General features: G+C 46.4%; 16 protein-coding genes and 1 pseudogene. 16 read left to right on the top strand and 1 reads right to left on the bottom strand.

What is annotated here, in order from left to right; genetic code table 11:
- Positions 1-213 precede the first annotated feature (213 nt).
- The 9 genes and pseudogenes from FD977_RS06260 (at position 214) to rlmD (ending at position 12,177) form a co-directional block, all read left to right on the top strand.
- On the top strand, positions 214-1,626 hold the full coding sequence (locus tag FD977_RS06260; protein WP_215304248.1) for a carbohydrate porin: 1,413 nt from the start codon (positions 214-216) through the stop codon (positions 1,624-1,626).
- Between the two features lie 130 nt (positions 1,627-1,756).
- Complete coding sequence (locus FD977_RS06255) at positions 1,757-3,328, top strand: TolC family protein (protein WP_251369442.1); 1,572 nt, start codon at positions 1,757-1,759, stop codon at positions 3,326-3,328.
- A gap of 9 nt (positions 3,329-3,337) precedes the next feature.
- Entirely contained in the window at positions 3,338-4,597 is a 1,260-nt protein-coding gene (locus tag FD977_RS06250) for an efflux RND transporter periplasmic adaptor subunit (protein ID WP_215304247.1), read from the top strand.
- Positions 4,598-7,675, top strand: coding sequence for an efflux RND transporter permease subunit (locus tag FD977_RS06245; protein ID WP_215304246.1), 3,078 nt, complete (start codon positions 4,598-4,600; stop codon positions 7,673-7,675).
- 2 nt (positions 7,676-7,677) lie between these two features.
- Positions 7,678-8,469 (top strand): 5'/3'-nucleotidase SurE, encoded by a 792-nt coding sequence (gene surE, locus FD977_RS06240; RefSeq protein WP_215304245.1) that lies wholly within the window; start codon positions 7,678-7,680, stop codon positions 8,467-8,469.
- A 29-nt stretch (positions 8,470-8,498) separates the two neighbouring features.
- Positions 8,499-9,122 (top strand): annotated as a pseudogene (locus FD977_RS06235) (protein-L-isoaspartate(D-aspartate) O-methyltransferase); the annotation flags it as partial.
- A gap of 8 nt (positions 9,123-9,130) precedes the next feature.
- Positions 9,131-9,904 (top strand): peptidoglycan DD-metalloendopeptidase family protein, encoded by a 774-nt coding sequence (locus FD977_RS06230; protein WP_251369441.1) that lies wholly within the window; start codon positions 9,131-9,133, stop codon positions 9,902-9,904.
- A gap of 31 nt (positions 9,905-9,935) precedes the next feature.
- Positions 9,936-10,757 carry a 3'-5' exonuclease gene (locus FD977_RS06225; RefSeq protein WP_215304242.1) on the top strand — a complete coding sequence of 274 codons (822 nt, stop codon included), beginning with the start codon at positions 9,936-9,938 and terminating at the stop codon, positions 10,755-10,757.
- Positions 10,750-12,177 carry a 23S rRNA (uracil(1939)-C(5))-methyltransferase RlmD gene (gene rlmD, locus FD977_RS06220; protein ID WP_215304241.1) on the top strand — a complete coding sequence of 476 codons (1,428 nt, stop codon included), beginning with the start codon at positions 10,750-10,752 and terminating at the stop codon, positions 12,175-12,177. Before FD977_RS06225 ends, rlmD begins: the two co-directional genes overlap by 8 nt.
- A 75-nt stretch (positions 12,178-12,252) precedes the next feature.
- Here rlmD and FD977_RS06215 read toward each other — a convergent pair whose 3' ends face one another.
- Positions 12,253-12,954, bottom strand: coding sequence for a Bax inhibitor-1 family protein (locus tag FD977_RS06215; RefSeq protein ID WP_215304240.1), 702 nt, complete (start codon positions 12,952-12,954; stop codon positions 12,253-12,255).
- A gap of 294 nt (positions 12,955-13,248) precedes the next feature.
- Between FD977_RS06215 and ndk the strand changes: the two genes are divergently transcribed.
- The 7 genes from ndk (at position 13,249) to der (ending at position 20,832) form a co-directional block, all read left to right on the top strand.
- Complete coding sequence (gene ndk / locus FD977_RS06210; protein WP_215304238.1) at positions 13,249-13,674, top strand: nucleoside-diphosphate kinase; 426 nt, start codon at positions 13,249-13,251, stop codon at positions 13,672-13,674.
- A gap of 91 nt (positions 13,675-13,765) precedes the next feature.
- The gene (rlmN, locus tag FD977_RS06205; RefSeq protein ID WP_215307073.1) at positions 13,766-14,965 is read left to right on the top strand and encodes a 23S rRNA (adenine(2503)-C(2))-methyltransferase RlmN; all 1,200 of its coding nucleotides are present in this window, start codon (positions 13,766-13,768) and stop codon (positions 14,963-14,965) included.
- A gap of 17 nt (positions 14,966-14,982) precedes the next feature.
- Positions 14,983-16,251 (top strand): flavodoxin-dependent (E)-4-hydroxy-3-methylbut-2-enyl-diphosphate synthase, encoded by a 1,269-nt coding sequence (gene ispG, locus FD977_RS06200; protein WP_215304237.1) that lies wholly within the window; start codon positions 14,983-14,985, stop codon positions 16,249-16,251.
- 30 nt (positions 16,252-16,281) lie between these two features.
- Positions 16,282-17,610 (top strand): histidine--tRNA ligase, encoded by a 1,329-nt coding sequence (gene hisS / locus FD977_RS06195; RefSeq protein WP_215304236.1) that lies wholly within the window; start codon positions 16,282-16,284, stop codon positions 17,608-17,610.
- Positions 17,611-17,657: 47 nt separating this feature from the next.
- Positions 17,658-18,317 carry a tetratricopeptide repeat protein gene (locus tag FD977_RS06190; protein WP_215304235.1) on the top strand — a complete coding sequence of 220 codons (660 nt, stop codon included), beginning with the start codon at positions 17,658-17,660 and terminating at the stop codon, positions 18,315-18,317.
- Positions 18,317-19,471, top strand: coding sequence for an outer membrane protein assembly factor BamB (gene bamB / locus FD977_RS06185; RefSeq protein ID WP_215304234.1), 1,155 nt, complete (start codon positions 18,317-18,319; stop codon positions 19,469-19,471). The genes FD977_RS06190 and bamB overlap by 1 nt, the downstream gene beginning before the upstream one ends.
- Complete coding sequence (gene der / locus FD977_RS06180; protein WP_215304233.1) at positions 19,468-20,832, top strand: ribosome biogenesis GTPase Der; 1,365 nt, start codon at positions 19,468-19,470, stop codon at positions 20,830-20,832. Before bamB ends, der begins: the two co-directional genes overlap by 4 nt.
- The last annotated feature ends 85 nt before the right edge of the window (positions 20,833-20,917 follow it).

Raw genomic sequence — 20,917 nt, 5'->3', positions numbered from 1 at the left:
GCACTGGCTAACTTCAGGGTCTCATGGTCACTAATTCGACATAAATTCTAGGTAAATTAACGCTTTTTGGGGATAATTTGGTCTGCACCCCTGTTGAGATTCAATCTCACGCCGTGCCTATCCGAGTTGTCTTGTTTTTACCCCGGTAGATCTGGCCTTTAGTTATTTTTAGTTATTCATTGGTCATTGACACTAAGTATTGTGAAATTCTGAATGACCCACAAATCCTATCTTCTTCTACCTTGCTTGTTTGCTTTCTTGCTTAGTACGACTGCGCACGCCCAGAAGGCAGGATCTGGTTCAGATCAAATCGCAACGTTTGCATCTCCTATTGAGGGCTTGCCTACTGAAGGGGAGCTCTTTGGATTGCCAGTAAATATCCACGGTCAAACTACGTATATCAATCAGCGTTACAACAACTTCACATCCTCTTACTCCGGCATGCGAAGCCTATCTAACGATAAGGCGATGAGCTACACCTGGTCAGGCACTTTATTCCTTGGCACCCGTATCTCATCAAATACCGACATTTATTTCAATCCAGAGGTAATTTCTGGAGTTCCTTTTTCTGGTTTAAATGGTTTGGGTGGCTTCTCAAACGGTGAGGCAACTAAAGCCAATGGCGCGCAAGCGAAGTTTTATTCTGCTCGTGCCTTTGCGCGCCACACAATAAATCAAGAGGGCGATAAAGTCGTTCTAGAGAATGAAGCCAATCAAATTACACAAACAGTCAGCAGTAATCGCGTAGTACTAACTGGTGGTCAGTTCTCTACCTTGGATATTTTTGATGACAGTCGTTATGCCAAGGACCCCCGTGTTCAGTTCATGAACTGGGGCAATATGACTTATTTGGCTTACGATTACGCAGCTGATGCGAGAGGCTATAGCTGGGGCCTAGCAGGTGAGTGGTATGTCGATCACTGGGTAATGCGCGCCTCACGCATGCTCGCCCCTAAATCCCCGAATGGTCGTGACCTCAATTGGCAAATCTTCAATACCTATGGCGATCAAGTGGAAGTAGAGCGCCAACACAATATTGCAGATCTGCCTGGCAAGGTCAGTGTCTTAGCCTATCGCAACAAAATGATGTTGGCGCGATTCTCAGATGCAACGAATTACGTCATCCAAAATAATGCACAGGGTACTCAAGCAATTAATAATGTGCGTAACAACATGCAGTACAAAACCGGTATTGGTTTACATGGGGAGCAAGCTTTAACAAAAGATCTTGGTATCTATGGTCGCGCATTTACATCGGATGGTCATACAGAGACCATGTCTTTTACTGAGGCAGATAATTCCATATCTGTGGGCATGGGTATGAATGGCACAAGTTGGAAGCGGCCGCATGACAGTATTGGTGTCTCTGCAATGCAAAATGGTTTATCAAGCTATCGCCGCGGCTATCTAAAAGCAGGGGGTGTGTCTTATTTCATTGGTGACTACGCTAGCCCAAGTCAGACGATTGCTTATTCACCTGAGCGGATTGGTGAGATCTATTACAACGCCACCGTTATTAAGAATGTTTTAGCTGGTCTGAACTTCCAGCACATCATCAATCCTGCCTATAACTCTGCCCGCGGACCGGTCAATATCCTGTCATTCAGGATTCATGCCGAGTTTTAAGCCTTTGAAGGCAGCTTATATTAATTATTTTCTTTATAATCAATAAGTTATAAAACTCCAATAATTCGACTTTTGGAGTTTCTCACCTATAATCTTCTAATTCCCTTGTAAACATAGGTAAGCCTGTGTTTTGAGCTACAAAAACAGCATTAGTACAGATTTAGAGGTAGCCGATTTGATTAACGGCCAAATAAAAACGAGCGAATTTGTTATTGCTACTGCAATCCCCATAAAACGGGTTGCCTGCGCCTTGGCTTCACTATTTTTTGCCTCCCCTGTAATTGCTCAGTTAAATGCTCCGATTCCAGCCAGCGTCACGGTTCAAGTGAGTCAATCCAATGAATTTTTATCGGTGCCGCCAGTAGTTAGTAATGAGGCTGCCAGTCCTTCAAATTCCACCTTGCTATTTGCACCAGTAACGAAGAGCGATACCCCCAAGATTTATACCAAGGGTGCGCCATCCGGTCCAACGGATATGGATTTACGCCAACTGTGGAATGAGCTCAAACTCAATAATCCACAACTGTCTTCATTGCGTGAAGCCTATTTGTCGGCCAAGGCAACTGTGCCGCAGATTAATGCGCCAAGCAATCCTCAGGTTGGTTTGGTGTGGTCTGGTATGCCGGTGAATTCACCGTTTGCTTTGGGTGCTGCTAATACGCCAACATCGCAATACCAAAATGGCATTAGCAGTAATAACGCGATCTCGATAGCCCAGCCATTTCAGTTCCCAGGTAAGAAGAGTCTGGCTTCAGACATAGCTAATACCAACGCTGAAGCTCTGCTTGCACAAAGTGAAGCTACCTATTTACAGCTAGGCGCTCAACTATCAACTCTGTATTACGGTGCATTAGCATCACAAAAGCAATTGCAAGTCTTAAAAGAATCTGTCATGCGCTTGGAGATGATTAAGAACGTAGCAAAAGCGCGTTACTCTAATAATGCTGCTGCTTATGTTGAATACCTTAACGCACAGGTATCGCAAAGCGCGGCGCAAGCAGATCAATTTAATGTTGAACGTCAACTACAAGTAGCGCTCAACAATATCAATACTTTGGTTGGCCGTCACTCTAGAGAGAAGCTCGTGTTACGAGGCGATGTGCGCCGTGCCATGAACAGTATGCCCACTTTGATCGAGTTGGAAGACTATGCTGAAACCAGTCATCCATCATTGAAGAGTTCTGCTTTGCAATTAGATGCTGCTCGTAAGGGTGTTGATTTAGCGAAGAAGGCTTATTTGCCAGACTTCCAAGTAATAGGCTCATCCTATACTCCGCGTGGCCCGTTCTCGGCCAATAATGGCGCCATGTTCTATCAGTTTGAGCTGGACTTAATCATTCCACTGTATTTCTTTACCAAAGAAAAATATGGCGTAGAGCAGGCGCAGCGTAATCAAGCGGCTGCAGAGGCGGGTAATATCTCCAATCGTCAACAAATTGTGTTGGCTGTGAACAGTGCCTTTGCTAGCTACGAGCAAGCTAAGAATCAAACGCAATTTCTGAAAGAGCGCCAAGTTCCTCAAGCGGATGCTGCTTACAAAGTGGGCTTAACTCAGTACTCAAATAATGGTCAGGGATTTAACGATTTGCTGACAGCGCAAACGCAATTGCGCAATCTCGAAGTTCAATTAGCGCTGGCTGAAAGTAATTTATTGCAAGCACAAGCAGTATTGCTGGCGACATCTGGCAAAGAACCTTTTTAAGGAGCAGTGTTGAAGGACAAAATTCTTTCTTTCTTAAAGTCTGCACTCAAGACATTAGAGCGGATCTGGAGCCAGCTGCTTCATCGCGCTAGCGTTAAACAGGAGGAGATTCGTAAAAATTATTGGGCACTTCCAGTTACTAGCCGAGAGCGTATACGGTTGATTGCAATCTGCACTTCTATCCTGATGTTGGGAATTGTGATCGGCCTAGCGGTCAACGTGAATCGTCCAGTAAAGCTTGAGAAGAGTGATAAGAGCCTCAAGATCGAAAAGACGGGCGCAATGGAGTTGCGTTTACAAGGGGTTGAGCTTAATCCCAATATTTATATTTTTCAGACGGCCGTTAAGGCTTCAGTTCCTGTTGAGTTGAATGTGCCGGGTCGTCTAGCTTTTAATGCTGAAAAAGCTAAAGTACTTTCTGCTCGAGCACCAGGAAGAGTGGAGCGCATCTTTGCTTTTGATGGTGCTGAGGTAAGTCTGGGTTCTGCAGTGGTTGAGGTGTATAGCCCTGAGTTCATATCCGCCCAGCAAGAATATTTACTCTCTTCGCAAACTGCAAAAGTGCTTGAAGCTAATAAGACCATGAGTGATTTATTGGGAGATGCCAGGATTACTCAGCAAGCAGCTGCTAATCGTATGCGCAATTTAGGTGCTGGCGACGGTGATATTAAGTCTCTGGAGAGGAGCGGCAGAACCCAATCTAATCTAGTGATGCGCTCGCCGTTGCAGGGTATTGTGGTCAAACGCGCGGTCGAACCGGGATCAGTCGTGAATGCCGGTGATGTTTTAGTTACATTGGCGAATCAAAAAGAATTATGGTTCTTGGGCAATGTATATGAGCAAGATATTCGTAAAATTCAAAAAGGCCAGACAATGATCCTGCGCTCTCAGTCCTATCCAGATAAGGAATTTATAGCAACTGCGAATTACATTGCACCGGTAATTGACCCTGAGACACATGCTTTATTAATCCGCTGTGATGTGGAGAATTCTGAGGGCCTATTGCGTCCTGACATGTATGTGAGTGCTAAATTAAAAGTAGGCGAGGCTGAGGCGGTAGTCGTTCCTCAATCTGCGATTGTGCGTGTACGCGAGATGCGCTATGTCATCATCAAAATTGGATCTGATACATTCCGTCGTTTTGTAGTGAAGGGCTATGACTTGGATGGCAAACGATTTGCGGTTACAGAAGGCTTGGAGCCCGGCATGCAAGTTCTGACTGATGGTGCGGTCTTACTGAATGACCGTTTTGCTAAGCAGGAGGAATAATTGAGTTTAGTTACTTCATTTATTCGTGGAGTTTTAGAAAAGCGCGTCATCATTCTGATGGCGGCTGGAGTATTACTTTGCTTAGGCGCTTTTAGTCTTAAGGAGCTGCCGATTCAGCCTTACCCAGGCGTAGCTCCACTGACAATTCAGGCTATATCTCAATGGCCTGGTAGAAGTACTACAGAGGTAGAGCAGCAAGTTACCATCCCTGTTGAAAATGCGCTGGCTGGTATCCCCGGTGTAAAGACCTTTCGTTCGGTCTCTCTTTTTGGGCTCTCTGTTGTTACCCTTAAGTTCACTGACAATGCCGATGCATTTAAAGCACGTCAAATATTTATTACTAGCCTCGCGAATGTTACCTTTCCAACGGGTGTTAGTTCAAGTGTTAGCCCAGATTCGGATGCAACCGGAGAAATCCTGCGCTATCAGGTGACATCTGACTATGCCTCACCAACTCGCTTGAAAACGCTACAGAACTATGAGATCTATAAAGAGCTCAAACAAACACCTGGCGTTGCTGACGTCTCATCATTTGGCGGCAAGGTTCGCCAATACCAAGTTATTGTTAGTCCGGAAAGTCTTCAATCCAAAAGCGTGACAGTACCTCAATTAATAGATGCCTTGTCTAAAGCTAATGACAATACTGGCGGCGGAGTTTTACCCAGTGGCGAGCAGCAATTCGTAGTTCGTGGCGTTGGCTTATTGCGAAATATTGAAGATATTAAGCAAGTCGTTATTGCTGTTAATAAAGGCCTACCCGTTCGAATTGGGGACGTTGCCTCCGTCCAAATTGGTAACGCTCCACGATTAGGCTTATTCCAATTTGACGACAACCCAGATTCTGTAGAAGGCATTGTTTATTTGCGTCGTGGTGAGAATGCGTCTGAAGTTTTGGCTCGAGTTCGGGATAAGGTAGCCAATATTAATAAACACATCTTACCTCCTGGCATTGAGATTAAACCTTTTTATGATCGTCAAGTACTTTTAGATATTACGGTTGGCACTGTTAAGCACACGATGTTTTTTGGTATCACGATGGTATTGGCGTTGCTATATGTCTTTCTAGGCAATCTACGTGCTGCCGCTGTTGTTGCTGCGGTTATCCCTCTGGCTCTGTGTTTTTCATTTATTCAAATGTATCTGTTCAACGTTCCCGCGAATTTAATTTCTTTAGGGGCGATTGACTTTGGGGTGATTGTCGACGCCGCTGTAATTATTACGGAGAATGTAATGCGACACCTTGAGGAAGGCGGCAATCGACTCAAGCAGAGCATTATTTTGGCAACTAGTGAAGTGCAACGTGCGATGGTGTATTCAACCAGCATCATTATTGTTGCCTATTCACCTCTATTTTTAATGGGTGGTGTAGAGGGCATTATCTTCAAGCCTATGGCCTTTACTATGGGTTTTGCCTTAATAGCTTCCATTATCTTAAGCTTAACCTTTTTGCCGGCAGCCATTTCTTTGGTTTTTGGTGAAAAGTTCCATCATGCGCCCCCTAAGTTCATTACTTGGATGCTTGAGCGTTATAAGCCTTTATTGCGTAAATTGATGGACCATCCACGCCATGTCATTACTGTTTCCGTTTTCATTCTAGGCGTAACACTATTGAGCGCTACTCGTTTAGGTACTGCATTCTTGCCCACCCTGGAAGAGAATAATATTTGGTTGCGCGTTACCTTGCCTAATACGGTTGATTTAGATTATTCCATCAAGGTGGCTAATCAACTACGCGAAATATTCTTGAAGCAACCCGAGCTCGATAAAGTAGCCGTACAAATTGGACGACCGGATGATGGCACTGACTCGACCGGTGTTTTCAACCAAGAGTATGGTCTATATTTAAAGTCACCCGAAGAAATGCCAAAGGGTTCAAGTAAGCATTTATTGTTACAACATCTTCAAACGGAATTGGGTAAGATTCCCGGCGTCAATTTTAGTTTTTCTCAATATATTCAAGATAACGTCAATGAGGCTCTTTCTGGGGTGAAGGGTGAGAACTCGGTCAAGATTTATGGATCCGATCTTGATGTTTTAAATCAAAAGGCTCATGAAGTTGTTTCCCAGCTAAAAAAAGTTCGAGGTATTGAAGACGAGAATATCTTGAAAGAGTTGGGTCAGCCAACTTTAAATATCCAGATTAATCGTGAGGCGGCTGCTCGTTACGGAATTAATGTAAGTGATATTCAAACAGTTGTCGCCAATGCAATTGGCGGCGCTCCTGTTTCTAATTTTCTTGAGGACGAGAAAACTTTTGGTATTGCTGTGCGTTTAAATGAAGCTAGTCGTAATGATATTCCTGATGTAGCGAGTTTGTTGATTGACACGCCCAATGGTCAAAAAGTACCCTTATCAATGGTTGCTAACGTTCAATTAACGGATGGGCCTTTTTTCATTTATCGTGAAACGGGTAGGCGGTATATTGCCGTTATTTTTAGTGTTCGCGGTAGGGATTTAGGTGGAGCTGTAGAGGATGCTAAGTACTTAGTCGAGAAAAATGTAGCGCTACCAACTAACTATACGATTTTATGGGATGGTCAATTTAATCAAATGAAGGCCGCGCAACAAAAGCTGATGGTCATCATTCCATTAACGCTATTAGCCATCTTCCTGTTGCTCGTTGCTGCCTTGGGCAATATTCGTGATGCGGTAATCGTTTTAATTAATGTACCGTTTGCTGCAATCGGAGGAATTATTGCCTTACATCTGGGCGGCGAGACGCTGAGTATTTCAGCGCTCTTCGGATTTTTATCTTTGTTCGGTATCGCAATTCAGGATGGCGTCATTCTAATTTCTTATATTAATAAGACGGTTGCTGAGGAGCATGGCGCCATGAAGGATGCAATGGTGGATGGCGCTGCTTTGCGAGTGCGTCCAGTCTTAATGACAGCAATGCTTGCTGGACTAGGCCTTTTGCCTGCCGCCTTATCTCACGCGATTGGATCTGAGGCGCAGAGACCCCTTGCTTTGGTAATTGTTGGCGGTATGGTTACAACGACTGTATTAACCTTGTTAGTACTTCCGGTTTTATACGCCTCTCTCAGAGGTAGAGGCAAGCATGCACCAGGGTTGGTTTAGCCATGGTAGTTAATAAAGTTCCTCATATTCTGATTTCTAATGATGATGGCTATCTCGCTCCTGGTCTTTTAGCTCTAGTTAATGCCATTCGCCCATTAGGTCGTGTGACTGTGATTGCTCCCGAGCAAAATCATAGTGGCGCATCGAACTCACTAACACTCTCACGACCACTCTCGATTCATCGGGTTACTGGTGGAGAGCGCGATGGATTTTTATTCATCAATGGCACCCCAACGGATTGCGTGCATATTGCCATGACTGGCTTCTTAGATGAGAAACCAGACTTGGTAGTATCTGGCATCAATCAAGGCGAGAACATGGGTGAAGACACTTTGTACTCCGGCACTGTTGCCGCTGCTGTTGAAGGTGTGATGTTTGGCGTCCCCGGAATTGCCTTTTCACAAATCGATAAAGGCTGGAACCAAATTGAGGATGCTGCAAAAGTAGCGCACGACATCGTTGTGCAAATGCTGACATCTAAGTTGACTCATGCCGATGGCGCTGCTACTTTGCTGAACGTCAATATTCCGAATCGCCCCTATGCCGACCTTCATCGCTGGCGTGTGACGCGTTTAGGTAATCGCCATCACTCGCAGCCAGTGGTAGTGCAAAAAAGTCCCCGTGGTGATGACATTTATTGGATTGGTGCTGCAGGGCATGCTAAAGACAGTTCTGAAGGTACAGACTTTCATGCCATTGATGAGGGGTGCATCTCGATCACGCCGATGCAATTAGATCTCACACATCATGCGCGCTTGGCTGCCATGCGAGCTAATGGCTGGACACGCGGTTGAAGTCAGCGGCAGAGCGTAATGCCGGTCATCGGCAAGCTTTAGCTGCGAAAGTACTCGCAGCTGGGGTGAAGCATGGCAAAACCCTAGAGGCCATCGCCACTGTTCCGCGACATGCTTTTATGGACGCTGGGATGCATCCCCAAGCTTACGAAGATACAGCTTTACCAATCGGCCATTCGCAAACGATTTCCAAGCCATCGGTAGTGGCACGCATGATTGAGCTTTTGCATAAACCTAAACAATCTTTGGGAAAAGTATTAGAGATCGGTACTGGCTGTGGCTACCAAGCAGCGGTTCTCAGCTTGTTATCAGATGAGGTGTATTCGATTGAGCGTATTCGTCCTTTGCACGATATGGCGAGAGATAAGCTGCGACCTTTTCGGATTAAAAACCTGCGCCTCATTTACGGGGATGGCATCCTGGGCTTACCTCAAGCGGCCCCGTTTGATGGCATCATTTTGGCAGCAGCTGGCTTGGGTATCCCGGATGCCCTATTGGAGCAACTGGCTATTGGTGGGCGCCTAGTGGCCCCGGTTGCCAAGAATGAGAAAGAGCAGCAATTGGTTATGGTGGAGAGGATGAGCTCCCAGCGCTATCAAAGAACCGTTCTAGACGAGGTCTTTTTTGTGCCCTTACAATCAGGGGTAGTATGAAAATCCTTATGAATACTTTACCTAAATACCTCCTATTGCTACTGGCAATGACTTCTTTGCTGCTCAATGTGGGTTGCTCAACAACGCCTAGAGCAAAACCCGCAACGGTAGTTGACAGAAGTGGTGGTATCAGCCCCAGTGCAACAAGCGAGGCTACGCCGCCGGGCTACTATCGCGTCAAGAGCGGTGATACCTTAGCCCGCATTGCTCTAGATAATGGGCAATCCCCGCGGGACATAGCGCAGTGGAATAATTTATCGAACCCAAACTTAATTGAAGTAGATGATCTCATTTTGGTAAGGCCACCGGCTAATAGCAAAATGACTGTTAAGTCCATTCCTAAAACCGCTGGTGAACTACCCAAAACCGATGCGCCAAAAGTAGACGCTGCTAAAGAAACTCCCAAAGAAATCGTTGCTGAACCAGGTATTCGTTTATCTTGGCCAGCCAAAGGTAAGGTCACCGATGATTTCAGTGAAAAGACCAAGGGTATTGATATTGCTGGTAAGTTAGGCGAGCCTGTAACAGCAGCCTCTGAAGGTAAGGTGGTTTACGCTGGTAATAGCTTGCGTGGCTATGGCAACCTTGTCATCATCAAGCATGACAATACGTATCTCACTGCATATGCCCACAACCGCACACTCTTAGTGAAAGAGGGCGATTCAGTAAAGAAGGGTCAGAAGATTGCCGAGATGGGTGATACCGATGCGACTTCAGTCAAGCTCCATTTTGAATTACGTGTGAATGGCAAGCCGGTAAATCCAACGCCATACATACAGTAATTGCTTTCAATTAATTGCTAGCGATTTAAGTATGGCAACCGTTCTTGTCTTTGATATTGAAACTATTCCTGATGTTGCGGGACTGCGTCGCCTCAATGACTATCCCGATACGCTTTCAGATAGTGAAATTGCCGCTAAAGCCATGGCGGAGCGCGCCGAGAAAACTGGTAGCGAATTTCTCCCGCTGTATTTGCAACGTATCTGTGCTATCTCGTGCGTCATTCGCAGAACCAGCAAAGACGGCTCGCCACAAATTAAGGTGGGAACGCTAGGCACTGCGCAAGATGATGAGAAGGTATTAATCCAGACCTTCTTTGAGCTTGTTGAAAAATATACCCCACAGCTAGTTTCTTGGAATGGCAGTGGTTTTGATTTACCAGTACTGCACTATCGCGCTTTAGCAAATCACATTCAAGCACCACGCTATTGGGAGATGGGCGAGAGCCAAGAAAACGATAGCCGTGAATTTAAGTGGAACAACTACATCAGCCGTTATCACATGCGCCATTTAGATCTAATGGATCTCTTGGCTAAATTTAATGGTCGCGCTAATGCACCCTTGGATGGTTTAGCAAAACTCTGCGGTTTCCCAGGCAAGATGGGAATGGATGGTAGCCAAGTATGGCCTGCGTATCAAGAGGGCAGAATTGATGAGATTCGTCGCTATTGTGAAACCGATGTGGTCAATACCTATCTGATGTATTGCCGCTTTCAGTTAATGCGTGGTGGTTTTTCAGCAGCAGAATACAAAGAAGAAATTGCTTTCGTTAAAGCGTATTTAGAGAAAGAATCTAAAGAGCCGCATGGCGAGCAGTGGCAAGAATATCTCCTAGGTTTTACTCCGGATGCGTAGAGGAGAAAAGCCAGTCAATATTGTGGTGACTGAGCCAGTACGAGTTGATTCCCTTGATTTAGATGCGCAAGGCATTGCGCGCTTGGCGTCCAATGAGGGGGAAGCTGCTCAAGGTCAAAGCGGTAAAGTCATTTTTATTCAAGGTGCGCTACCAACTGAACTAGTCACTTATATTGTTACCCGTGACAAGGCTCGCTTTAGTAAAGCCAAAGTACTCGACATTCTCAAGCCTGCCGTATTTAGGGCAGAACCTAAGTGCAAAGCGTTCGGCATATGCGGTGGTTGCACTATGCAGCACTTGGATATTCGAGCGCAGGTAGCCATGAAGCAGCGTGTATTGGAAGATGATCTAAAGCACATTGCTAAAGTTACTCCAGAAGAAATTCTTCGCCCGATGGGTGGTCCCGCTTGGGAATATCGCCATCGTGCACGCTTGAGCGCTGTCAATCGCTCGATTAAAAAAGGTACCGTACTGATTGGATTTCATGAGGGCAAGAGTGGCTACGTTGCTGATATGACTGCTTGCGAGATTTTGCCTAAGCATGTGTCTGATTTATTGCCAGAGATGCGTAAATTGGTGATGGGTCTATCGATCGTAGATCGTATGCCACAAATCGAAATCGCTGTAGGTGAACCTGAGGATCCTAATTCAGATGATCCTAAAAAAACAAAGCCCGTCACTGCCTTGGTATTCAGAAACCTCCTGCCACTTACACCAGCAGATGAGCAGTTACTCAGAGACTTTGCTGATCAATATCAGGTTTGGATTTGGTTGCAGCCCAAAGGAATAGAGACTGTTGCACCGTTCTACCCTCTAACAGGCAAGCTTTGTTACCGGCTGCCTGAGTTTGAAATCGAGATGCCCTTTAAGCCAGCGGATTTCACACAAGTTAATCATATGATGAATCGCGCTTTGGTCAGCAGGGCGATCCGTCTCTTAGATGTTCAGGCAAGTGATCGAGTACTCGACTTATTCTGCGGCATTGGCAATTTCACCTTACCGCTCGCAAGACGGGCAAACACAGTCCTAGGCATTGAGGGTTTAGAAAGCTTGACCACCAGAGCCAAAGCTAATGCGGAGCACAATCAGCTCACTGATAAAGCCAGCTTTATGCAAAGTAATTTGTTTGAAGTTACAACAGAAACGATTGCTTCATGGGGTAAAGCTGAGTGCTGGTTAATGGATCCGCCACGTGAAGGCGCGATGGAGATCTGCCAAGCCCTAGCTCAATTACACAAGGGGGGTAGTGATCTGCCACCGCAACGTATTGTCTATGTCTCCTGTAATCCCAAAACCTTAGCTAGGGATACGGAGATCTTGTGTCACCAAGCTGGCTATACCCTCAAGAGTGCAGGTATCGTCAATATGTTCCCTCACACTTCACACGTGGAGTCGATGGCGGTATTTGAAAGAGTCTGAGAGCTCAGTAGTTTGTAATCTAGGTAAAGAAAAAGGCGCCCGCAGGCGCCTTTTCTATTGAAGCTTAAATAATGCTTAGTCTCTGTTGCCACCCACAATGCCCAAGAGTGCGAGCAAGTTGGTGAAGACGTTATAGACATCTAGGTAGATAGCTAAAGTAGCCATGACGTAGTTGGTTTCGCCACCGTTGATGATGCGCTGTACATCAACCAAGATGAAAGCTGAGAAGATCGCAATTGCGAGAATCATCACAGTGAGCATCAAAGCTGGTAGTTGCAGCCAGATGTTGGCCAATGAAGCCACGATCAAGAGTAGTACACCTACCATCAACCATTTGCCCATGCCCGAGAAGTCGCTCTTGCTCACAGTAGCAATGGATGCCATAACAGCAAAAATTGCAGCTGTTCCGCCAAAGGCAAGCATGATCAAGGTAGCGCCATTGCTGTAGCTATTTAAGGTGTAGCCAACTAGGCCGGACATCATGATGCCCATGAAGAAGGTGAAGCCTAAAAGCAGCAGAACGCCTGCCCCAGTGTCTTTGTTTTTCTCAATCGCCCAAAAGAAGCCAAAAGCGATTGCCATAAAGACGATGAAGCCTAGGAAAGGACTGCCTGCCATGAAGTTAAGCCCAAAAGCAACGCCAAGCCATGCGCCGATGACAGTAGGAACCATCGAGAGCGCCAAAAGGGCGTAAGTGTTGCGCAGTACGCGGTTGCGTACTTGAGGGGTGCTAATCGAGCCAGTTTGCCCAAAGCCGTAAGAGTTAAGATCGCTCATATTGACTCCTTTTTTCAAAGTAAATACACGAGCCCACTAGGGGCTGTTGACACTAAGTATAGACAAAATGGGGTAATTTCAAGCCCCCCATGAAAAGGACTACAACTTAAAGGGTTATGCCCTGTAAATTCAAGGGCTTAGCCACGCTAGGATCAGGGTAAATACGGTCAGCCGATGTATAATTTGGGGGTCGCCGAAATCCTGGCGCGTTGTAGGAAGTAGGGGAGAACTTCTCTCTGGACCCAAATCAGCGCCATTTCAGCAAAATCTTTGAAATCACTATTGGAGTTTTACATGGCTATTGAACGCACCCTTTCTATCATCAAACCTGACGCTGTAGCAAAAAACGTGATCGGCAAGATCTATGACCGTTTCGAGTCTGCTGGTTTGAAGATTATTGCGTCCAGAATGGCGCATTTGTCACAAGCTGAAGCTGAGCAGTTCTACGGTGTTCATGCAGCACGTCCTTTCTTTAAAGATTTAGTGAGCTTCATGATCTCTGGCCCTGTCATGATTCAGGTATTAGAAGGCGAAGGCGCAATTGCTAAGAATCGCGACTTGATGGGCGCTACCGATCCTAAGAAGGCAGACAAAGGCACTATCCGTGCTGACTTTGCTGACAGCATCGATGCAAACGCAGTTCATGGCTCTGACGCTCCTGAAACTGCTGCTGTCGAAGTTGCATTCTTCTTCGCTGGTATGAACGTTTTCAATCGTTAATTCACGATTGAAAACGAAAAAGCTATTTAATACATAAGTAGGCGCATTGACCTCCCCGCGCGTAAATCTCTTAGATTTTGACGCTGACCAAATGGCAGCGTATGTCGCGGGGTTGAATGAAAAGCCCTTTCGGGCGAAGCAACTCTTGCAGTGGATCCACCAACGCGGTGTTTCCAACATTAACGACATGAGTGACTTAGCAAAAAGCTTTAGAGCAACCCTGCTCGACAAGGCGGAAGTTCTTTCTCTTCCAATAATTAAAGACGAGCATGCAGCCGATGGCACCCGTAAATGGTTGCTCGATGTTGGCGCTGGAAATGCTGTCGAGTCCGTATTTATTCCTGAAGATGATCGTGGCACCTTGTGCATTTCATCTCAGGCTGGTTGTGCAGTCAATTGCCGTTTTTGCTCAACCGGACATCAAGGCTTCTCGCGCAACCTCACCGCCGGTGAAATCATTGGTCAACTCTGGTTTGCAGAGCATTTACTCCGCTCTGATCCAAATGCAGTTCGCCGTATTGAGAAATACCCAACACCAGGTTGGGAACACACCGGTCGCGTGATCTCCAATGTGGTGTTAATGGGCATGGGTGAACCGCTACTCAACTATGACAACGTGATAACTGCTTTACGTTTGATGCTTGATGACAGAGCCTATGGTTTATCGCGTCGTCGCGTGACTCTCTCCACTTCTGGCGTAGTCCCGATGATTGATCGCTTGGCACAAGATTGCCCAGTTGCTTTGGCGGTGTCATTACATGCACCAAACGATAAGCTACGCGATCAACTCGTCCCGCTTAATCAAAAATATCCCTTAAGAGAATTACTTGCTGCGTGCGAACGGTATTTACCCTTTGCCCCAAGAGATTTCTTAACCTTTGAATATTGCATGCTTGATGGCGTTAATGACTCTGACATTCAGGCAAAAGAACTAGTGCGTTTATTGGCAAACATCAAGTGCAAAATTAATCTGATTCCGTTTAATCCATTCCCAGAGTCTGGATTAAAACGCTCATCAGAGCAGCGCGTCCATGCCTTTGCCAGCATTTTGTTAGACGCAGGTATGGTGGCTACGGTACGCAAAACCCGTGGCGATGATATTGCCGCAGCCTGTGGTCAATTAGCAGGTGATGTAGTTGACCGTACTAAGGTGCGTGAGCGTGCCGTGCATGACAAGCAGATTCATCTGGGTCAAGATGATGAAACCGATAGTCTTGAAGATCATGATGAAGAAGAGCAAGAGTACCAAGCCGAGCACCCAGTGCAATGGCTTAAAAGATTAGACGACTAATTTATAAAAAGAGTCCTATGAGTGATACATCTAGCAATCCTCCTCAGCTGCCATTAGGCCCATCGCCAAAGCGGGAAACACGTCAGGCAACGGTTGCCTGGAAAACCAACATCATTACGATTGGTGGCAATGCGCCAGTGCGCGTGCAATCGATGACCAATACCGACACTGCTGATGCAGTCGGTACCGCTATTCAGGTCAAGGAATTGGCCCGAGCTGGTTCAGAGATGGTGCGCATTACTGTGGATACGCCAGCTGCGGCTGCAGCAGTTCCTTATATTCGTGAGCAGTTAGACAAGATGGATGTCTTGGTGCCATTGATTGGTGACTTTCACTACAACGGTCACACCCTCTTAAAAGATTATCCTGAGTGTGCCAAGGCTTTATCAAAGTATCGAATTAATCCCGGTAACGTAGGTAAGGGCGCTAAACGTGATCCGCAATTTGCGCAAATGATTGAGGCGGCCTGCACATACGACAAGCCGATTCGGATTGGCGTGAACTGGGGTAGCTTGGATCAAGACTTGCTAGCCAGCATCATGGATGCCAATGCAGCACTGCCAGTTCCCAAGACTGCGCAAGAGGTCATGATTGAGGCTTTGATTCAGTCAGCTTTGCAGTCCGCTGAAAAAGCAGTGGAGTTTGGTATGAACCCAAACCAAATTATTTTGTCTTGCAAAGTTAGTAATGTCCAAGATTTGGTAGCGGTGTACCGTGATCTTGCCAATCGCTCAGATTACCCATTGCATTTAGGCTTAACCGAGGCAGGCATGGGAAGCAAAGGGATTGTTTCTTCTACTGCTGCATTGGGAATCTTATTGCAAGAGGGTATTGGCGACACCATTCGTGTTTCCTTAACGCCTGACCCAGGTGCGCCACGAGAGAATGAAATCATTGTGGCTCAAGAGATTTTGCAAACCATGGGATTGCGTAATTTCACACCCATGGTGATTGCTTGTCCGGGTTGTGGCAGAACGACGAGTACCACCTTTCAAGAGCTAGCAGCTGATATTCAATCGTATCTACGTCAACAAATGCCAGTATGGAAAAAAACCCATCCAGGTGTTGAGGCTATGAATGTGGCTGTGATGGGTTGTATTGTCAATGGCCCAGGTGAGAGTAAGCATGCCAATATTGGCATCTCATTGCCGGGTACTGGCGAGACTCCTGCTGCACCGGTATTCGTGGATGGTGTCAAATTCAAAACTTTGCGTGGCGAGAATATTGCTCAAGAGTTTCAGGTCATTGTCGATGAGTACGTCAAACAGAACTACGCTCCGAAGTAACAATAAAAAAGAAATCCACTAAAGCACCTCATGACAGACCAGGCAAATCCAGCTAAAGCGCAAAAGATTCAGAAAATTAATGGCGTGCGCGGCATGAATGATCTCTTGCCGGCAGATGCTGCTCAGTGGACACATTTAGAGCATGTTTTGCGTGACCTCACACGTGCCTACGGCTATGAATTCTTACGCACTCCGATTGTTGAGGCGACTGCAGTATTTCAGCGTGGTATCGGTGAAGTCACCGATATTGTTGAAAAAGAAATGTATTCGTTTGAAGACCGCCTGAATGGTGAGCAACTCACATTGCGTCCAGAAGGCACTGCCGCTGTCGTGCGCGCCGTGGTTGAAAACAATTTACTGTACGAAGGACCAAAGCGTCTTTGGTACATCGGACCGATGTTCCGCCATGAGCGTCCACAGCGTGGTCGCTATCGCCAGTTTCATCAATTCGGTATTGAAGCCATGGGCTTTGCTGGCCCAGATATCGATGCAGAAATCATTTTGATGGGCCAACGCCTTTGGGATGAGCTAGGTCTGAAGGGTGTGCGTCTAGAGATTAATTCTTTGGGGCAAGCTCCTGAGCGTGCAGAACATCGTGCTGCTTTAGTAACGTACTTCGATAAAAACAAAGAGCAGCTCGATGAAGATTCGCAGCGCCGTTTATTAACGAACCCATTGCGCATCTTGGATTCTAAGAATCCGGCAATGCAAGATTTGATTGAAGGCGCACCCAAGTTATTGGATTTTTTGGGCGAAGAATCACTTCAGCATTTTGAGGCCGTGCAAGCATTACTCAAGGCCAATAACATCCCTTGCAAAATCAACCCCCGTCTAGTGCGTGGTTTGGATTACTACAATCTGACTGTCTTCGAGTGGATTACCGAAGAGTTAGGGGCTCAAGGCACGATTGCTGGTGGCGGTCGCTATGACCCCTTGATTGAACGTATGGGTGGTAAAGCTGCTCCAGCTTGCGGTTGGGCAATGGGAATGGAGCGAGTCTTGGAGCTGATGAAGGTTTCGGGGTCTTTGCCAGAAGCACAAGCTCAATGCGATGCGTTTGTAATTCACCAGGGCGGTGAAACCCTGACTGCGGCCATGATTATTGCTGAGCGCCTACGTAATGCGGGTATCGATGTCATCCTGTTTTGCCCACCCGATGGTCAGACTGCCAGCTTTAAATCACAAATGAAGAAGGCGGATTCGAGTGGGGCAGCCTATGCTGTCATCATTGGGCCAGATGAATTGGCTAAGAATGAGGCTCAGCTCAAAGATTTGCGTAGCACCGGTGTACAGAAGGCAGTAGACCTCGACAGCGTTGTAGAAGCAGTAATTGATGCCATTGTTGGCGCCACCGAATAGAATTAAGACATTGATTATTAATACTGTATTTATTTGCTTGGATTGACATGCCTTTAGACCTAGAAGAACAAGAACAATTAGATCAACTTAAAGCGTTTTGGCAAAAGTATCGCAACCTGATTACTAGTGTGATTACGGCTGCTTTATTTGCCTATGCAGGGTATAGCGGATATCAATGGTGGCGTACTAGCCAAGCTGCAGCGGCATCTCAGTTATACGAGACTATGGTTACTGCCATCAACAAGAGCGATAAAGATCAAACTTTACGTGCCGCCGATGATTTGCAAAAACAGTTTTCTGGTACACCCTATGCTGCAATGTCCAGTTTAGTAGCTGCGAAGATTGCCTCCGATGCGGGTGACTCGGCAAAAGCGATGGATTATTTGCGCTGGGCTACGAAGAATTCATCTGACCAGGGATATTTAGCATTAGCCAAATTACGCCTCACCGCCCAGTTAATTGAGCTTGGTACAGAAAAAGATTTTGCAGAAGCGGATGCAATCCTGAAAGAAAAACCCATCTCCGGTTTTGAGGCCTTGTGGTTAGAGCGTCGCGGCGATTGGTATTTAGCGCAAAAGAATACGGCTGATGCACGCAAGAGCTATGAAGCTGCTTGGAAGCATTTAAATGATGCAAAAGAATTCCCTGAAGAGGCGCGTCGTCTCTTGAAGGTTAAATTAGATGCGGTCGGAGGAGTAGCTCAGTGATGATGGATTGCAAACGCGTAGCAAAACTAGCAAGTACAGCTTTAGTACTGGGCTCCGTGGTAGTGGCCCTAGTAGCTTGTTCAGGCAGCTCGCGTGTACGTAAGCCTGCGGAGCTAGTGCCTGTTAGCAATCAATTTGACTTTACTCCCGTATGGACAACTAGCGTAGGTTCATCTGAGCCGTTTAATTTTCATCCTGCAGTAGCGGGTGATGCTGTTTATGCCGCTTCTCATCGCGGTAATCTCGCCAAGATTGATTTACGCAGTGGTCAAAAAGTATGGGAAGTATCTGTGCCAGATCGCCTATCGATTGGGCCTGGATCGGATGGTCGCACTACAGCAGTAGTCACCACCAAAGGAACGGTCTATGCCTACGACGATACGGGTAAGGCTATTTGGAATGTGAGCGTTGGCAGTGAGGTCTTATCAGAGCCAGTCGTTGCTGGCGGTGTTGTCATCATTCGTACCTTAGATAATCGCTTTGTTGGTTTTGATACGCAGACAGGCGTGCGCAAGTGGACTTATCAACGTCAACAGTCTGCGCTGTCATTGCGTGTTGGCTACGGCATGCTTGCCATTGGTAATGAGGTGATTGTGACTGGGTTTTCTGGTGGTCGCTTTGGCATGATTGCGATTGCAAATGGGGGACTCGTCTGGGAAACCCCAGTTTCGTTTCCAAAAGGATTTTCTGAAATCGAACGCCTCAATGATGTAACAGCTAAACCAAGTATGGAAGGCGAAATCATTTGCGCCGTCTCTTATCAAGGTCGAATTGGTTGTGGTCAAGCGCGCACAGGTAATTTATTGTGGTTCAAAGATTATTCAAGCTATACCGGCACAGCGCAAAGTCCTGATTTAGTTTTTTCCTCAAACGAAAAATCCCATGTCACTGCATTTGCGGTGAAAGATGGTTCACAAGCTTGGGAAAATACGCAGCTGACATTTAGAGATGTCGGCGAGCCGATGGCTATTGGTAAAGTATTACTTCTTGGTGATGCGCAAGGTTATGTGCATGCACTCTCACAAGCGAATGGTGAAATGCTGGCACGCATTCGTCATGACAGTAGTCCCATCACAGCCGCACCGATTGCGGTGAACGGCCTCATCTTGGTTCAGTCTCAAGGTGGAAAACTAGCGGCGTACAGTCCAAAATGAATCCAGTAATCACTATTGTCGGTCGTCCTAACGTTGGTAAATCGACACTCTTTAATCGCTTAACGCGTTCACGTGATGCTTTGGTTGCTGACTTCTCGGGTCTGACCCGCGACCGTCACTACGGTAAAGGCCGCATTGGCGAACGTGCGTTTATTTGTGTAGACACCGGTGGTTTTGAGCCTGTAGCCAAGACCGGCATTGTTGCCGAGATGGCCAAGCAAACCAAGCAAGCTGTTGCTGAATCCGACATCATTATTTTCTTGGTAGATGGTCGTTTGGGGATGGCTCCACAAGATCGCGTGATTGCGGATTTCTTGCGCAAGACGGGTAGACCGATCATCCTGGCAGTGAACAAAACTGAAGGTATGCAGGCTGGCGTGGTTACTGCGGACTTTCATGAGCTGGGTTTAGGAGAGCCATTTCCGATCTCATCAGCGCACGGTGATGGTGTACGTGGTCTGATTGATGATGCTTTAGATTCTTTAGGCATTCCAGAGCCAGAACCAGAAGAACAAGAAAACGATCCTAATCGCCCGATGAAGATTGCGGTAGTGGGTCGTCCTAACGTGGGTAAATCTACCCTGATCAATAAATTGATCGGTGAAGAGCGCGTGATTGCATTTGATATGCCAGGTACTACCCGTGATGCAATCGAAGTTCCATTTGAGCGTAATGGCAAGCCTTATATCTTGGTGGACACTGCAGGTCTGCGCCGTCGCGGTAAAGTATTTGAAGCGATTGAGAAATTCTCCGTTGTTAAAACATTGCAAGCGATTGCTGATTGCAATGTGGTGATTTTGATGCTCGATGCCCAGCAGGATATTTCTGAGCAAGATGCTCATATTGCTGGATTTATTGTGGAGGCAGGGCGTGCATTAGTTGTTGCTGTGAACAAGTGGGACGGTCTTGATACTTACGTTAAAGAGCGCGCGCGTTTAGAGATTGCTCAAAAATTACGCTTCCTTGATTTTGCAAACGTACACCCGATTTCTGCTAAGAAGGGCACCGGCCTCAAAGAGCTATTTAAGGACGTTGATCTAGCTTATGCCGCAGCCATGGCGAAATTGCCAACCCCGAAACTCACCCGCATTTTGCAAGATGCCATCGAGCACCAGCAGCCTAAGCGTGTGGGTATGGGCCGTCCAAAATTGCGCTATGCCCACCAAGGCGGCATGAATCCTCCTATTGTGGTGATTCATGGAACCTCTTTGAGTGGCGTAACCGATAGCTACAAGCGCTACCTAGAGGGTCGTTTTAGAGAAGTCTTCAAGTTACGCGGCACTCCATTGCGCATTCAGATGAATACCGCTAAAAACCCTTACGTTGATGCGGACAAAGGTAAAAAAGGTAAAAAGAAGTAAAAAGTAAAAATAGCGCTACAGTTTTAATTATGTTTTAAGCAAGGGGCTTGATTTCTGACTATCAGACCCCCTTATGTTGGAGGTA

This window comes from Polynucleobacter sp. AP-Elch-400A-B2 (assembly GCF_018688355.1).
GTDB lineage: Bacteria > Pseudomonadota > Gammaproteobacteria > Burkholderiales > Burkholderiaceae > Polynucleobacter.
The sequence above is the reverse complement of the archived record's forward strand: the minus strand, read 5'-3'. Positions and strand labels throughout refer to the sequence as shown.

Excerpts from the sequence above, each read along its gene's own strand:
- FD977_RS06190 (WP_215304235.1), top strand. The coding sequence starts at position 17,658 with ATGCCTTTAGACCTAGAAGAACAAGAACAATTAGATCAACTTAAAGCG.
- bamB (WP_215304234.1), top strand. The coding sequence starts at position 18,317 with ATGATGGATTGCAAACGCGTAGCAAAACTAGCAAGTACAGCTTTAGTA.
- hisS (WP_215304236.1), top strand. The coding sequence starts at position 16,282 with ATGACAGACCAGGCAAATCCAGCTAAAGCGCAAAAGATTCAGAAAATT.
- rlmN (WP_215307073.1), top strand. The coding sequence starts at position 13,766 with ATGGCAGCGTATGTCGCGGGGTTGAATGAAAAGCCCTTTCGGGCGAAG.
- surE (WP_215304245.1), top strand. The coding sequence starts at position 7,678 with ATGGTAGTTAATAAAGTTCCTCATATTCTGATTTCTAATGATGATGGC.
- ndk (WP_215304238.1), top strand. The coding sequence starts at position 13,249 with ATGGCTATTGAACGCACCCTTTCTATCATCAAACCTGACGCTGTAGCA.
- FD977_RS06260 (WP_215304248.1), top strand. The coding sequence starts at position 214 with ATGACCCACAAATCCTATCTTCTTCTACCTTGCTTGTTTGCTTTCTTG.
- der (WP_215304233.1), top strand. The coding sequence starts at position 19,468 with ATGAATCCAGTAATCACTATTGTCGGTCGTCCTAACGTTGGTAAATCG.
- FD977_RS06225 (WP_215304242.1), top strand. The coding sequence starts at position 9,936 with ATGGCAACCGTTCTTGTCTTTGATATTGAAACTATTCCTGATGTTGCG.
- FD977_RS06215 (WP_215304240.1), bottom strand. The coding sequence starts at position 12,954 with ATGAGCGATCTTAACTCTTACGGCTTTGGGCAAACTGGCTCGATTAGC.
- rlmD (WP_215304241.1), top strand. The coding sequence starts at position 10,750 with ATGCGTAGAGGAGAAAAGCCAGTCAATATTGTGGTGACTGAGCCAGTA.
- ispG (WP_215304237.1), top strand. The coding sequence starts at position 14,983 with ATGAGTGATACATCTAGCAATCCTCCTCAGCTGCCATTAGGCCCATCG.
- FD977_RS06230 (WP_251369441.1), top strand. The coding sequence starts at position 9,131 with ATGAATACTTTACCTAAATACCTCCTATTGCTACTGGCAATGACTTCT.